This is a genomic window from Paraburkholderia sp. BR10936, from assembly GCF_040965735.1.
GTDB lineage: Bacteria > Pseudomonadota > Gammaproteobacteria > Burkholderiales > Burkholderiaceae > Paraburkholderia > Paraburkholderia nodosa_A.
The window spans coordinates 36,821-51,185 of record NZ_JBFRCM010000022.1 but is presented as its reverse complement, the minus strand read 5'-3'; the positions used below and the strand labels follow the sequence as shown (position 1 = coordinate 51,185).

The following is a 14,365-nucleotide window of genomic DNA, read 5'->3' as shown; positions in this document are numbered from 1 at the left end:
CGATCGACAGGACAAAACCGGCGGACGATTTATACCGAACGGAAACGCATATTTGATGACGGCCGACGTTGCACGATCGAACCATCGGTTCACGCAAAAGGGTCGACGCGATGAATGTCGTGCCCATCCCAACGGGTCGTCGTTCGGCCCGAATGAAAAACTTCTGATGGCGAACTCTAACGATGGCTTTCGCCCGGCTTTCTACGTGATTCGCTCAATCGGACGAAATGATGCTCGGTGTGCAGAAGGGAAAATGGCTCGGTTCGATTGCGCCTGCCGCTGGCTAACGACAGCTATCGCCAAACCTGAATGTCTATTGCGGGCGGTTGCTGCCAGCGGTCCGCGGATTCGATCAAGCGATCTCGGTTAAGGCATTTATGAAGGTATTTGGTAAGCTAAAGGGTGAGGTAATCAGCGAACGCTTAAATTCGCCAAGCAAATCGAAGCATCGCGCTCGAATGCTAGGCGCTCCATTTTCAAGCATCACTGGTCGACCACCGGACACGCGTCAGGTACTGCAACGTCCGCATCGGCGCGATCAATTAACCTGTCAGTTGACCAGGTTCGCGACGGACATGCGATAGATCTGACCGGCGCCGCGGCAATCGCGCATTCGAATCGTGTGCTGGAGGGGTAGCACTTGCCGGACTTCCTGAGAGTTCGCGCGAGGGCGGAGCATTGCCAGCCAGAACGCCATTCCTTCGCCGAGGATCAGGCCGCTGGCTTTTTGCAGGCGATGACCATCGATCGCTCGTTCGTCTTCGTGCCGAATAGGCCACTTCGGCTCGCGCCCACCGCATCCGCGTCTTCGTCGCTTCGGTCGATCACGTCGAAACCAGCCGTCTTGCAGATCTCCCCAGCTGCCTCGAAGCACTTGTCCCAGCCGCGGACGAAGCCGCTGCAGTTCAGCGTGTAGGCAGGTCGCCGATTTGGGGCAAAACTTTCGTGAACCGTGGCGCATGCACCAAGCGTTAGCATCGCGACGACACCCGTCAGTCCACGTTTCATTGTCCGCTCCCGGCTTTTCGTTATTCCCACTCGGCGACACCGTGATGACGCGAACACGTGCCCGAGTGGTGCTGGCTGAAACTGTATGTCCCGTCGCCACATCTTGCCGTGGCACCGACCGGCACGGCGCCGTTTCGGGAGTGCGCAGGCGAATGCACGATATGCCCTTCGTGGTTCACGTAGTGGCCGTGCTCCTGTAGTTGGGACTCGTCAGGCGACGATGGCTGGTAGGCATGGGCGATGCCTGCGAGCGCCAGCAGTGCAACGAGACTGCCGCATCGAGCTGTGATCAGCACGCGCACGGCGGCACGATTGCGACTCATGCGGATCCCTGTCGTCCTCGTTCTAATTTTGGGTGCCCGTCGCAAGCGGACCCTCGTCGGCATACGAGGCACGGGGGGCAGTGGCCATTTCAATGTCCATCATTGGAGTTGCGGGGTGGTATTAAAAACCCGTCATGTAGACGGGTGTAAGTGGGCAAAGCGTTGGTTGCCGCTACTTCTTCTTGGGCGGGGGTGCCGGTTGCTTCCTTGCCTGGCTCAAATCCGAACCCGCGACCGACTTCTGGTTGGGTGTGCTCTTCTTGTTCGAAAGCTGCTTGCTAGCGAGCTTGGCGTCTTTCTTTCCCGTAGCCATAAACACCTCTCAACTGGTTGTGATTGTACTGCTGAGCTAATGTAGGAATAATTTAACCGAATGTGCGAATAGCGTTTACCCGTGCCTGCCGGGTAAGTTGCACCAGGAACGTCGGGCGGTTGCAGTTTGAAGCGCTCAATCGCGCCTCCGTAGGCTCAATCGATGGGCGAAACAATACTGAGATCGCCCACAAGATCAAGAACATATTCGAACTGCTTCCGTGGGCAGAGGGCGGAATCGTTGCGGCCGGACGGCGGCAGACATCCACGGCAGCTAACGGGGCCATCCGCTCACCCACTTCGATTTCTCGTGGATCGCAGTTCGGCCTTTGCGGACGTTGGAGCGACACGAGCTGTTAGGCAGTTGAGAGGCGCTTTGCCGCCGTTCGCGCCGTCGTAGCCTCGCATGCCAGGTGCTGGGAATGAGTACTCGCGATCTACAGCCCGTCATCTGGGCCACTGCAGCGGCTAAGACGGCGATTGAGTTCCGGGAGACATCCGGCGCTACAGTCGTTGGCTGCTTGTCAACTTGAGCGGCCGGTCGCAGACGGTGCCCTGAATTGCTCCGGCGGCAACATCACAGGACGGTGACCATTTGTCGACTGTTGCGAATTCGAAAAATCAATCGAGCCGATTCGATGCATTTCGCATAAACCGCGGGAAAAAGCTGAATTTTACTTTGCGCGCTGGCAGATCGCTGTCATTCTTACCGCCAACATAGTCGGCCACGTCGAGAATATCCGGAAAGCCGTCCTTTATGTCGGATTAGAAAGTGTGGGCGGGCAGTAGTGGCACATCGACTATGCTGCGCCGAAACGCACGGTTCACGAATTATTTGGAGCATGCTTTAAATTCATGTTCGGGGAGGGCGTATGCCGCGAAGCGCGCCAGTTGAGAAAACCGAGGAAAGTTCGACAAGTGGCGCTAGCGCGACGATGACAACGTTTAGCGAATACCAAGCGATGGTCGAGCGCACCAATGAACGTCCCTCCCGCGCAGTCTCACTAATGGGTCTCGTCGGTGAAGTTGGTGATCTTCACAGCATGATGAAGAAGCTCCTCCTGCAAAAGGACAATCCCCTGTTTCGAACAGAGCTGCGAGAAGAGTTCGGCGATTTGCTCTGGTATCTGACCAGTCTGGCTTCTCTGTATGAAATCCCGTTGGCGGAGATCGCCAAAGCAAATGCCGAGAAGGCTGAATCGCTGTATTCGGAAGGAAGTGTCAACGTTTTCGATAGCGGCTTTGCGCCAGATGAGAGGCTGCCTCGGCGCTTCGTTGTCAACTTCTACGAGAAACCACTGGAGCGAAGCCTATACGTCAAGGTCTCCGTCAATGATGTCGTCATCGGTGATGCACTAACCGACAATTCACACGAGGACGATGGCTATCGCTATCACGATGTATTTCATCTCGCGTATGCGGCCGTACTCGGGTGGTCTCCCGTCTGCCGATCGTTGCTCAAGTGCAAACGCAAGTCGAACGCCAAGATTGACGAAGTGGAAGATGGTGCGCGCGCCGCTGTAATTGAGGAAGCTGTCTCAATTCTTGTTTTCAATCAGGCAGAAGAGCGAGGATGGTATGTAGACCGCAGTTCTATCGACATCGGACTGCTCAAGACCATTCGCAGGATGGTAACTGGCTTGGAAGTGCGCACTTGTACAGCAAAGCAGTGGCAGCTAGCGATTTGCCAAGGCTACGCCGTGTTCCGTGAACTAAAGAGAAATGGCGGTGGCGATGTGACTGTTGATTTGGACAAGCAACGCATTACATATCGTGTGTCACCCCCTACAAAATGGGTATCTTCGATCGCAAAGGGACGACGAGTATGACGATTCCCGTCGTTGAAGGTCCTACGGCACTGGAAGCTTGGCGCGCGGGCTGTTCTCTCCTACTTGACGCACGGGGCGAAGTCAGCAATCTGATTACTATGGTGGATCAACCGTGCGAAGCAGAGGGCGATTGGTTGAAGCAACATTCGCCGGCTCGCATAAAGGCCGGGGCAGATGACGCCTGCGACGTCGCCAATACGTTGTTTCCGCAGCGGACCTGCGACCGAGCAGCAACGCGATCGGAGTTCTATACCCGCTACCTGCAAGTTCATGACCGCGCTCGTAGATGGCAACGTGGGCGCCACGCATGGGGCACGTACTTTGAGCGGCTCGTTCGGTTTCCGCCGGATGGCGTCAATCAGCTAGAGCGTGCAATCGACAAGCTGAGCACATGGCCACAGCGGAACACCACCGGTCTAGTATTTCATCTCTCATCTCCAGCGGTAGATGCACCCCGTACAAGAGGGGGGCCTTGCTGGCAGTTTGGAGAAATTCTTTGGAACGCCGACGATTCCCTGGACCTTGTCGTGGTATACCGGAACCATGACTTCTTCAACAAAGTGCTGGGAAATTTCATCGGATTAGGCCGGCTGCTTCGGTTCATATGCGTGGCCTCGAACAAGCGGCCCGGAAAGCTTGTCTGCCATTCGGTTCATGCTTACTTTGACTGCTCTCAGCAGCAGCTTCGTTCACTGATTCAATGACGTCCGCCGATGAAAAGGAGACCAAGTTCCTCGACTTGGTTAAACGTGTAACCGCGTGCGAGAAATGCCCGCGGATGACGGGGAGCGCGCGCGTTCTCGGACCCGGTTGCGGTTCTCTTGACGCGCCGCTTATGTTTGTTGGAGAGGCGCCCGGGCGGCTCGGGGCCGATGGGTCGCACTTGCCCTTTCACGGGGATAAATCCGGTCACAACTTTGAGAGCCTCATCGAACAGGTAGGAATCAGTCGATATGAAACGTTTGTGACTAATGCAGTGTTGTGCAACCCTAAAGATGAACGTGGCAACAATGCGACGCCTACGCCTGTCGAGATCGCAAACTGCGCGCCTTTCCTGAGGGAAACGATCGAAATAGTCGATCCTTCACTTGTAGTTACACTTGGCGCTGTGGCGCTCAAGGCGTGCGGCCTGCTTCAAGCGCACGCACTTTCGCTCCGCGAGCACGTTAGAACGAACAACGCGTGGTTGCGCCGGACGCTGATACCTGTGTATCACCCGGGGCAAAGAGCCATGGTTCACCGCAGTTTCGCAAATCAGCTAAGTGACTACCAGTTCGTCGCTGAGACTCTGAAGAGGCGAAAGCGGCAGCGTAAGAGATCGGTCAGTGGCAAGCCTAGGGCTGATGCAGCAAAGCTCGGTCACGTTGCTCGCAGGATATTGCAGGGTAAGCCGGAAGGGCTTAGTTACTTCGCGCTTCATAAGTTGTGTTTCCTAGCTGAGCTCGCATCACTTGAAGCAACCGGGGAACGTCTTACGAATGCGTATGTCGTCCGGCAAAAGGACGGTCCATATTTTGTAGACTTGCACTTGGCAAAGCTGCCGCAGTTGGTCCCCGGAGTCATGATTCGGCCCGTCGGCAGCAAGGTCATGCTTGGGCTTGCCAGGCAGGTTGATTTTCTTACGAACGAGCCCATTCAGGCTCTGTCTGCCCATGATGAAGCAGCGGTAAAGGCCGTCGTAGTGAAGTATGGTGAGATGCGTGACGAAGAACTTAAGAGGGTCGTCTACCTGAGCAAATACATGCGCGCGCTACTCCGAAAGGAGAAATCGAATGGCGCAAATCTTTATAACGCCGCCGTGCTGCCATTCGTGACGAAAGACTCACGTTAGTCCACAACAGCTGCCTCGGTTCGGAATTGTGTAACTCTTTGAATTTTGTCAAAGGTGCCAATTTCGAGGGTCTATAGTTCGCGCCCTCGAATGACCACCTTTGAGCAGTATTATCGACTATGCGCGCCCGAGAAGCGGGCAAGTGGCCGAAAAGGGTGGTCGTTAAGACCCATTCGACGGTGATGAGAGTTGCCATTCGTCGACGCCGGTTTGCGAGCGTCCGCAAAGGTATGTGCAGCAGTCGCACGAACCGGTTCCCAGACCATCCGCAAAGGCCGATATGCGCGCATTTAATGGTGAGCGGCTTTCCGAGTGATCCGGCCGTTCGAGCGACCGCCGGACGACACAGGTGATCGCCAGCAATTGGGCCGGTTCGCGCCTTACCGGACGAAACGGCGACGCACGCGATCTTATCCGCGTTTATTCTCCCGATCGAGTGCAGAAAATGCTTCACACAACAGCGCTTCCTGGTCGGTAAGGCGCTGTTTGTCGCGTGTGTGGAGTTTGCGCATGTTTTCCATCTTCCGCGAATCGCGGGCGTGTCCTGCAAATGGTCTTGGGCATCAGCGCCCAGTCCGGATCAAGGCACACAAGGGAGAGCAGAAATTCGCGGTGAGCCTGGCTCAGTGCGCGTGGCAGAACATGATGAATTTGCGCCTGGACTGCCTCGAGCTGGGCGAGACCGACCTCGTCCACCGTCATCCCCACAAAACCCGCCTCGTATTACACGTGCAAGCCAGGCGCTGATGGCGTCGAGATCGTCATCGGCGCCGATCTGGCGGCGTCCGGTGGCGCGGTTCGCGCCGTTGGCGGCCGTCCAGGTCGTCGGGTATCGCGAGCGTGTCGAGAGGGCGAGGCGTGATGAGGGCGATTTCCATGGGAAGTTGGTTGGCTTACGGCTACCCCTCAGACCCAGCAATTTCCGCACCCCGCTCTTTCTGACCCGCACCCGGCACCGCGAAACGGCCAACGATTCTGGTTGCGCAAAGGCGCAGCCGTGCGCGACCGGGCGTCTGTGTCCAGGTGGACGCGAGGACGAGGGATCGTAGATTTCGCAACTAACCGCCTCCGCCATCCTCACGCTCATTGCGGACCTGCCCGGGCATTACCTCAACTGGTTTGCCCGCGAAGGGTTTCCCAAAGGGGAAATCGGCCGCCTGCTCGCACTGATGCAGGAGATGGACCACAACGACCTGAAGGGTTTGCTCGATCCGCTGCGCAAACGCGGTTAGCGTCAGACAGAGCGAGGAATCGAACCTCTCGCCGCGCATGACCTATGCTGGCAGCACGACACACGCCGCACTCTGCGCGGAGACCCTTGCCATGCACCGTCCGCCTCTTGTTCTCGAGGTTAGCGGCTACACCGACGCTGATCACTGGAGCTGGCATCTCAAGGATGCCGGGGGCGCCACGCTGGCTGCGCACGCCGTGACCCTCGCGCACAGCGACTGGCGCCGCGAGGGGCTGTTCAACCTGCCCGCGTGGCTTCGCTACCATTGCGCGCCGGACACTGCTGACGAAGACGAGCAGCGTCATCTCCAGGCGTTCGGCGCATGGCTGGGCGAGATCGTTCTCGGGCCGGCAATCGCAGGCCATATCGTTGCGCATGGCAATCCGGACGCGCTGGTCCGGGTCGTCTTGCCGCTCGTAGCCGCGCCCTTGCTTGCGTTGCCGCTGGAGTTGGCGCATGCGAGCGGGCGGCCCCTCGGCCAGCGTGGCGTGAGCTTCGTTTTCGAGGTCGCGCGAGAGGGGCTCGCGCGCACGCCGGCGCCTGGCGGGTCGCTGCGCATTCTCGCGCTGTTCAGCGTGCCGCCCGCGGGCAGCCCGCTCAACCTGCGCGGTGAGCGGCAACACCTGCAGTCGCTCGTGAGCCGGCTTGCTGCACAAGGCCGGCGCGTCGAACTGCGGGCGCTACAGTACGGCGTCACGCGCAAACGGCTGGAGCAACTGCTGGGCGAGGATGGCGGCTGGGACATCGTCCATTTCGCTGGCCACGGAACGAGCGGCGCGCTGCTCCTCGAGCGGTCCGATGGGGCGCCGGACCCCGTGACGCCCGACGCGATCGTGCGCATGCTCAGCGTGACCACCGGGCGTTTGAAGCTGGTCGTGCTCGTTGCGTGCCATTCCGCTTCGGCGAGCGTGGGCGCGACGCTGAGCTGGCTTGGCGCGCCCGACACACCTGGCGAATCCGACGCCGATGCAGAGGCCGCCGGCCGCGTCGAGCAGGGTCTCGCGCAAATGCCCGCGTGGGTGCTGGAGCGCGGCCTCGACTGCGCCGTGCTCGCCACGCGTTACGCGGTCGACGATCAATACGCCGCGTTGTTGACCAACGCGCTCTATCAGCGCCTCCTCGAACGCGGCGAGGCGCTGCCGCGCGCCGCGAGTATCGCTTCGGAACACGCGCTGCGTGCGCTCGGCCGGAGCGGCTCTGCGCCGGACCCTCCGTTATCCATGACCATGCCGATGTTGCTCGGCAGGCACGCTGCCGACTTGAGGTTTGCCGTGCACCCGCACGCGAGTCTGGAGGCTCGCGATGCGGTGCCTGCGGTGCCGCCGTTTGCGGCGGAGCCCCGGCACTTCGTTGGCCGCGTGCGGGCGATGACGCAAGCGAGCGAAGCGCTCGCGGAGCATGCCACCAGCCGGGGCGTGCTGTTTCACGGCATGGCGGGAGCGGGAAAGACCGCCTGCGTGGTGGAACTTGCCTGGCATCATCTCCGGGCGGCTCGCTTCGAACGGGTCGTCTGGTACAGGGCGCCCGAATTGAACGCCGACGCTTCGATGACCTTGAGCGCGCTCGCGCTCGCGATGGAAACGCAGTTGCCCGGCATCGCCATGCTTCATGCCGTGGCGAGCGAGGCCGCGCTGGCCCAATGGCTGCCGGTGTTTCGGCAAACGCTGGAGACGAGCACCGTTCTGATCGTGATCGACAACGTGGAAACGCTTTTGACGGCCAGTGGTCACTGGTGTGACCAGCGTTGGTCGATGCTGATGCGCGCCTTCCACGATCACGGAGGTGCGTCGCGCGTGGCGATGTCGAGCCGCATCGTCCCCACCGGCATGCCCGCTTCCTTCGTTCTACTGACCGTGCATGCCTTGCCGCTCGACGAAACCTTGCTGCTGATCCGCGAGCTACCCAATCTGGGGGCGCTGCTCGAAGGCCGTTCGCCCACTGTCCGTGCCGCGCGCGGCCGCGAATTGTTGCGCGACACCTTGCGGGCGGTGCAGGGCCACCCGAAGCTGATCGCGTTCGCGGAGCGGCTCGCCGCCGAGCCGGAACGCCTCGCACGGCGGTTGCGAGACATCGGAGGTCCCGGGCAGGCCGATGCGGACGCAGCCGACGCTTACCTGGTTCGCGGCGAAACCCACCGCGACGTTCAGGCGTTCCTCGATCAGCTCGATAGCTGGACGCGCGCGCTGTCTCGCGCGCTCTCGAAGTCCGTGAGAACGGTGTTCCATCTGCTTTGCGCAATGGAGCCGGACGACCGGCGCAGGGCGGTCGTCGAAGCCAATTGGCCGACGCTATGGCGCGAAACATCTCACGGCGCACAGCATGTGGACATGCGCGCGGCGATCGCACGGCTCGAAAGCTGCGGGCTCGTCGAGCTGCGCGCCGCCGCGGGGCAACGTGCCCACGCCGCCTTCGCGATTCACCCGGAGGTGGCGCGCGCCGGGCGGGCCGAGGCGGGCGTGCAATTCCAGACGCGCGTTGACGAGGTGATGGTGAATTACTGGTATCACCTCATGCGCGTGACCATGGACAATGCGGCGCGGGTGGCGAGTGCCGGCGCCACGGTCGCGCTGGCAGGCTGGTCCGCGTTTCCCTATCTGCTGCGCAACGGCGAATGGGATCTTGCCTCGCAGATGATCGAGCGGGTGATGCGCGTGGACGACTCGCCGCGCGCGACCGCGATGTTGCTTCCCGTCGTCACGCGCATGGCGGCCGCCACCGCGAAAACACCGAAGGCGTTGATCACCCAGACTCTACTGGCAAGCGTGCTGGATCGGGCCGGCTTTTGGCGCGAAGCCGTGGAGCGCTGGGAGGCCGTGCTCGATGCGGCCGAGCGCGCGGACAACTTCGCGGTGGCGGCGCCGGTGTGCAAAGATCTTGCGAATGCCTGGCAGTCCGTAGACATCGAGAAAGCGCAGGCTTATGCGAAGCTGCATCACCGCTATGCGAGCCTGGCCGGGGCCGGCACGTGGAGCGAGTTGTCCGCGCTCGGGCAGCAGCTTCAGTTGCTCGCGCAAAAGGCACAGTACGGCGAGGTGTTGACGCACCTGCCCGAATTGCGCCGGCGAATGATCGCGGCGGGCAAGCCGGGGCCGCTGGAAGCCATGCTGGACTGGAACGTGCGCAACGTGATTTTCGATACGGCGAGCGACGCCGCGTCTCAATACGGCAGAGCTTGCCTCGCTGCGGCAATGAGCCACGAGGGCACGGAAGCGCTCGACTGGGAGACCCGCGCGCGCGCCGCGTGGCGCGCTTCCCTGAAGTACAACGGCAAGGCGCGCGCCGCCCATCGCCGGCGTGGCGCCCTGCCGCTCGAACTGGCGCGCAACCGATTCAACGATAATGGCCCGCTGATCGATCTGGGGCGCTACGCCGAGGCGTACGCGATGCTTCTCGAATGCAAGAACGTGTTCGAGTCGGAAAATGCAGTTGCCGAACTCGGCAATCTTTATTCGGCGCTCGGCACCCTCGAACAGAAGCGTAAGCACATGAAGCAGGCGCGCGAATTCGAGGCCAGGGCGCTGCGCTACAAATACCAGGGCGGCGACGCGCGGCTTGTCGCCATCAGCCATTTCAATCTCGCCAACCGCTATCTCCCCGCGGACGCGGAGTCCGAGATCGGCGTGGCGCATCGCCTGGCCGCGGCACTCATCCGGGCCGCCAACGATCCCGATCGTGCCGGGTACTACGCGGCGACGCTGAAAGCGCACCTCGCCCAAGGCGGTGGACAGGCGAGCGCCGTACTGGCCAGCGATTTCGACGCACTGTGCGCGATCGTCGAGACAATAGACGGCGTGACTTTTCGTGCGTTGATGGCGCGCCTCGCGCCGGGGCGCGAGGGCGCACTCATGAAAGCCATCATCGCGACCGCGCTCGACGCGTGATCGCACGCGCCTATGCCGTCTCGGCCACCGTGCACCGCAGATCTTTGCCGGTGACGCTGCCTTGCGCAATCACGTTATCGCTCGACGCCTGGAGTGCGAGCGGAGGCGAAGCGGCTTCGATTTCCCAGCCAAAAAAGGCGCCGATGGGCACGGCGCGCCGGCTTCGGGTGCTCCAGAGGCGCCGTTCATCGCGCCATGCTTTGGCGTCGGTTTCCCGTGTGGCGTTCATTGCCATCGACGAGAGCATCTGAAGCGCCAGCGTGTTGCTAGCAGCAAGGCAGGGTGGTCCGATTCTGCGCGCATGCGCGAGCAGCGAGAGGCAGTGCGCCGCGATGCCGGCATCGTCGCTGCCGCTATCGGCGTCGTTGTCGGCGACCGCTGCGAAGGCCCAGGCCGCGGCAACGGAGGCATCCGCGACCCAGTCGTACGCCGCACCGAGCGTTTGCGCGATCTGCGCCGCGTCGGCGATCTGGCCGGTGCGCGCCATGAGCAATGCTGCCGCGACGCTTGCCCACGGTGCGGCGCCGTGCGTCATCAACGCTTCGAGAGCGGCTGCCGTGTCTTTATCGCCGCTGTGCCAATTGTTATCGGCAATCGCCTTCGCGGACGCGACGAGCAGCGAATCGACCTCGCTCGGCAGGGCGCGCTGCACCGCGCCGATCAGCGTGGCCGTCAGTTCGTTCACGGGGCGCATCGTCACGACGAGATCGGGGCGCGACGCAGCGACAGCGGGCCGCAACGTCAGCCAGACGCCTTCGTCCATCACCGGCACGCCAACACGCCAGGGAGCGCGGCCTTCCACGGCAATCGTCAGCCGCAGCGCCGCGCGGCACGGCCATTGGCCGTGCACCAGCTTGAACATGACTTCGCTGTCGCAGGACTGCGCGACTTCGATCTGCGCTTGCGCCGCATGCCATTCGACCACGTCGGGCTGCTCCGTATCGGCGAGATCCGCGCTCGACAGACTGACTGTGAAGGTGCGCTGTTCCAGGTTCGCTTGGGTCAGGAACGGGAAGTTGAGCGGGAACGGCGCGGGCTCCTGAAAACGCGTGGCGTGTTCCGGCAACGAGAGCGGCAAGTTGCCGGCCGGCAAGCCCCGGCTGGGCGCATTCTCGGGCGAGGGGCTGGAGAGGCCGGACCAATCCTGCGGCGACACCACCCGTTGCGATGCGCTTTCGCTCAGGTCGCTCAGGACGCTCAGCAGCCCGCTCCGGCGCGGTCTTGGCAGCGAGGTCAACGCGCTGCTCGGCGCAAAATCCGGGTCTGAGCCAAGCTGGACCGAGGCGGACGCATCGCCTTCGCCGGCCGGTGCCACTGTGAATGCCTGAGAGGTGATGCCGCCGCTGCTCGCGCTTTCGATGGTCGCGTTGTAACTGTCCGGTCCGAGCGCGATCTCGACGGGCTCGCCCGCCGCGGAAAAAACGCGGTTTACCGTCTGCGACTGCGTGCCGACGACGGTGATGCGATAGGCCCCCTGGCCCGGCGGCTGGATCACGACGGTGCGCGCCGTTTCATCGTTCATGGCAGTAACCTGACTATCTGTGCACAGGGATTGGCGTGAAACTTCGCCGGACGATAGGCTTGCGCACCGCTGAAGGTGGGTCTTGCCTCGAACTCGGTGCCGGTTGGCGCGACTTCGAGAAAGCAGTTCGTTTGCAGTGGCGCGGACTGGATGAACGTGAGGCCATCCGAGGCTTCGATCAGCGTGAGGTACGCCATGTCGGCGAGATTGTCGGTACGCACGACCACAGGAATGCGGGCATGCGGCACGGTGACCAGCGTCGCCTGGTTCGCGAATTTAGTGAGCGCCTCCACGTCCAGCGTCGAATAGCCGAAGGCCGCGTCCGCGACTTTCGGCACGTTGCAGAGCAACCGTTCGCCGGTGACGACCCATGCGCCGTTGCTGTCACGGTCAACGCACGCTTCGAAGCTGCGCAGCAAGGCCTGCGTGAAGTATGGCGGGTCGTGGCTGTCCGGGCCCCACGCGAGCTGGCCGAAACGCGAACCCGCAAGCGCGAGCGACCTAACCCGGGTTGACGCTATCTTCCCGAATTTCGCCTTGACCAGTACGACGCCGTCAAGGCCGTCGTACTCGGACAGCACGCTATCGACCAGTTCCTGGCACGCGTCGAGAAAGACCCAGCACGCGCTCGCGCCGATCACCGGCAGATTGGTCGCGAGGTTGCCAATGTTGAGCGAGGCGCCCCACTGGTTGAACGGATTGGTGAGCACGTCTTCCAGCAGCCCGGACACGCTGAGATCCGCCTCGGCAACGCCGTGCGACGACATGTAGAAAAACATGCTGTCATTGGGGCGGCAACGGGCGAGCCATGCGTTGCCAGCGGTTTCGACGTTGACGCGCGTCGCGGCACTCACGCCGTCATCGGCGCGTGGATCGTTGGCGAACTTGCCGATGTCCAGTTGATCGGCACCGGCGTCGGCGTCCGGATCGGACAGCAAACATTCGATCGATGCGAGCGGCGCCGTCAATTCGTCCTGGTGATCGAGCAGATAGCGGACAATCGCACGCGCGCCGGCCACGGTCGATTGCCGCGTAGCGGCCTCGCCAAGCTCGGGGAACCGGCCGCAGCCGATCACGAAGGCATGCGTCGCGGGCGCGGCCCCGGGCGCGCGCTGAAAGATCTGAGTCATGGCAAAAACCCCGCTTGTTTCATGCGTGCGTTGAGCCGCCTATAGAAAACGAGGTTCGTGAAGTAGGCGCTATGGGCGTCGGTGATGCCGGCGGTGGTGCTCGCTTCGAGATCCTCGACGTCTTCGAAAACCGGCTTTGCGAGGAACGACAACACGTCGAGCCGGTTATAGACATTCCACCAACGTTCCGCGCAGCCGGGCTTCGGCACCTTGTTGCCTTGGTTTGCACCACAGCCGGCGCTCGACGCCGTGAAGACCTTCAGTTCTTCGAACAATGCCACCTGGGAACCGACGGTGAGGAAGAGATCGGCCTTGAAGGGTGCGCCCAGCTCGTCGGTGAGCCCTTGCACGAAGGGCACGTCTGTTAAAAGGTCGTACAAAATGACGCCCCCCATGCTGTGCCCGCACACGATGAGCCGGCTGTGCGCGGCGTTCGCCGCGCTTGCGGCCGGAATCAAATACTTGCGGATCTCCGCGCGGATGGCATCGCGCGCGGCGCCCGCCTTGAGATACGTAAAAACGTCGCCAATGAAGATGGCCAACTGCGGAGTGAGCTTGCCGCGTACCGCGAGCACGGCCGGACTGTTCACGAGGTCGGTGGTCGCGCCCTTTAGCTGCGTCGCGGCGCTGCGCACGCTGTCGAAGAGCGAGAGCGACTGGTCCTGCAGGAAGGGGCGCGCGGCAACCTGCAAGCGGTCGAGAAAATCCTTGTCGTCGGTCGCGCCGGTCAGGCTTTTGCGCGCTTCCGGATTTTCGAGCGCCCTTGCCGCCGCGCTCCAGAAACGCACGGCGTTTTCCACGGCGGCGGGGTCGGAGCTTTGCGCTTGCTCGATTGCGATAGAAGAGAGCGAGCCGACGACGGCGTCCAGATCGCTCTTCGCTGCCCTGGCGAGCGTATCGCCGGGGGGCTGAAGCGGCGACGCGCCCGTCGTCCCGCCCAGGATGCCGCCGATGGCGAGCGGTGCGCTGCCTGCTTCGGCTTTCAGCACGTGTCCCGGAACGCACGCGAGATTCCACGCGGGGTGGGCGGCATGGACACTCCAGAGCGGATTTCGGATCGTCACCGATTTTTCGAACGTCTCGTTCTGGAACATCTGGTTGCGGGCTGCGAGCGCCGTTTGATACTCGACGTATTGCGCGTCGCCCGCGGCGTCCGAGCGCGGACCATCGACGCCATGCACATAGACCAGTTGATTCATCTTCGCTATTCCCCTGCTGATCGGTTGAACAGTGGAAGCAGTGCACGTTTTCGAGCGGTTGGAGCGGGACTGAACTCCTGAGCCCAGTCTAGTCAATCA

General features: G+C 61.9%; 10 protein-coding genes. 5 read left to right on the top strand and 5 right to left on the bottom strand.

Features of this window, described 5'->3' with window-relative positions:
* Nucleotides 1–711 precede the first annotated feature (711 nt).
* Together AB4Y36_RS34090 and AB4Y36_RS34085 are read right to left on the bottom strand one after the other, a co-directional pair.
* Entirely contained in the window at nucleotides 712–1,008 is a 297-nt protein-coding gene (locus AB4Y36_RS34090) for a hypothetical protein (RefSeq protein ID WP_368618947.1), read from the bottom strand.
* A gap of 20 nt (nucleotides 1,009–1,028) precedes the next feature.
* Entirely contained in the window at nucleotides 1,029–1,331 is a 303-nt protein-coding gene (locus AB4Y36_RS34085; RefSeq protein WP_368618946.1) for a DUF3761 domain-containing protein, read from the bottom strand.
* A gap of 1,184 nt (nucleotides 1,332–2,515) precedes the next feature.
* On the opposite strand from AB4Y36_RS34085, the gene AB4Y36_RS34080 reads away from it, so the two are divergent.
* The 5 genes from AB4Y36_RS34080 to AB4Y36_RS34060 all read left to right on the top strand — a co-directional run bounded on the left by AB4Y36_RS34080 (nucleotide 2,516) and on the right by AB4Y36_RS34060 (nucleotide 10,415).
* Complete coding sequence (locus AB4Y36_RS34080; RefSeq protein ID WP_368618945.1) at nucleotides 2,516–3,472, top strand: nucleoside triphosphate pyrophosphohydrolase family protein; 957 nt, start codon at nucleotides 2,516–2,518, stop codon at nucleotides 3,470–3,472.
* A gap of 700 nt (nucleotides 3,473–4,172) precedes the next feature.
* A complete protein-coding gene (locus tag AB4Y36_RS34075; protein WP_368618943.1) occupies nucleotides 4,173–5,303 on the top strand; it encodes a uracil-DNA glycosylase family protein in 1,131 nt (376 codons plus the stop codon).
* Between the two features lie 510 nt (nucleotides 5,304–5,813).
* Entirely contained in the window at nucleotides 5,814–6,050 is a 237-nt protein-coding gene (locus tag AB4Y36_RS34070; protein WP_368618942.1) for a hypothetical protein, read from the top strand.
* A gap of 302 nt (nucleotides 6,051–6,352) precedes the next feature.
* Complete coding sequence (locus tag AB4Y36_RS34065) at nucleotides 6,353–6,535, top strand: DUF3820 family protein (protein ID WP_368619012.1); 183 nt, start codon at nucleotides 6,353–6,355, stop codon at nucleotides 6,533–6,535.
* Nucleotides 6,536–6,626: 91 nt separating this feature from the next.
* Nucleotides 6,627–10,415 carry a hypothetical protein gene (locus tag AB4Y36_RS34060; RefSeq protein WP_368685332.1) on the top strand — a complete coding sequence of 1,263 codons (3,789 nt, stop codon included), beginning with the start codon at nucleotides 6,627–6,629 and terminating at the stop codon, nucleotides 10,413–10,415.
* 10 nt (nucleotides 10,416–10,425) lie between these two features.
* On the opposite strand, the gene AB4Y36_RS34055 is transcribed toward AB4Y36_RS34060, so the two are convergent.
* From AB4Y36_RS34055 to AB4Y36_RS34045, 3 genes are read right to left on the bottom strand one after another with little or no spacing between them, the layout of a single operon-like run.
* Nucleotides 10,426–11,937, bottom strand: a complete 1,512-nt coding sequence (locus AB4Y36_RS34055) for a hypothetical protein (protein ID WP_368685331.1) — start codon at nucleotides 11,935–11,937, stop codon at nucleotides 10,426–10,428.
* The gene (locus AB4Y36_RS34050) at nucleotides 11,934–13,067 is read right to left on the bottom strand and encodes a hypothetical protein (RefSeq protein WP_368618938.1); all 1,134 of its coding nucleotides are present in this window, start codon (nucleotides 13,065–13,067) and stop codon (nucleotides 11,934–11,936) included. The genes AB4Y36_RS34055 and AB4Y36_RS34050 overlap by 4 nt, the downstream gene beginning before the upstream one ends.
* Nucleotides 13,064–14,266, bottom strand: a complete 1,203-nt coding sequence (locus tag AB4Y36_RS34045) for a hypothetical protein (RefSeq protein WP_368618937.1) — start codon at nucleotides 14,264–14,266, stop codon at nucleotides 13,064–13,066. Before AB4Y36_RS34045 ends, AB4Y36_RS34050 begins: the two co-directional genes overlap by 4 nt.
* Nucleotides 14,267–14,365: the final 99 nt, after the last annotated feature.

What these genes read in the sequence shown, in the direction of transcription:
- AB4Y36_RS34090 (WP_368618947.1), bottom strand. Translation starts at nt 1,008, where the DNA reads ATGAAACGTGGACTGACGGGTGTCGTCGCGATGCTAACGCTTGGTGCA.
- AB4Y36_RS34085 (WP_368618946.1), bottom strand. Translation starts at nt 1,331, where the DNA reads ATGAGTCGCAATCGTGCCGCCGTGCGCGTGCTGATCACAGCTCGATGC.
- AB4Y36_RS34080 (WP_368618945.1), top strand. Translation starts at nt 2,516, where the DNA reads ATGCCGCGAAGCGCGCCAGTTGAGAAAACCGAGGAAAGTTCGACAAGT.
- AB4Y36_RS34075 (WP_368618943.1), top strand. Translation starts at nt 4,173, where the DNA reads ATGACGTCCGCCGATGAAAAGGAGACCAAGTTCCTCGACTTGGTTAAA.
- AB4Y36_RS34070 (WP_368618942.1), top strand. Translation starts at nt 5,814, where the DNA reads ATGTTTTCCATCTTCCGCGAATCGCGGGCGTGTCCTGCAAATGGTCTT.
- AB4Y36_RS34060 (WP_368685332.1), top strand. Translation starts at nt 6,627, where the DNA reads ATGCACCGTCCGCCTCTTGTTCTCGAGGTTAGCGGCTACACCGACGCT.
- AB4Y36_RS34055 (WP_368685331.1), bottom strand. Translation starts at nt 11,937, where the DNA reads ATGAACGATGAAACGGCGCGCACCGTCGTGATCCAGCCGCCGGGCCAG.
- AB4Y36_RS34050 (WP_368618938.1), bottom strand. Translation starts at nt 13,067, where the DNA reads ATGACTCAGATCTTTCAGCGCGCGCCCGGGGCCGCGCCCGCGACGCAT.
- AB4Y36_RS34045 (WP_368618937.1), bottom strand. Translation starts at nt 14,266, where the DNA reads ATGAATCAACTGGTCTATGTGCATGGCGTCGATGGTCCGCGCTCGGAC.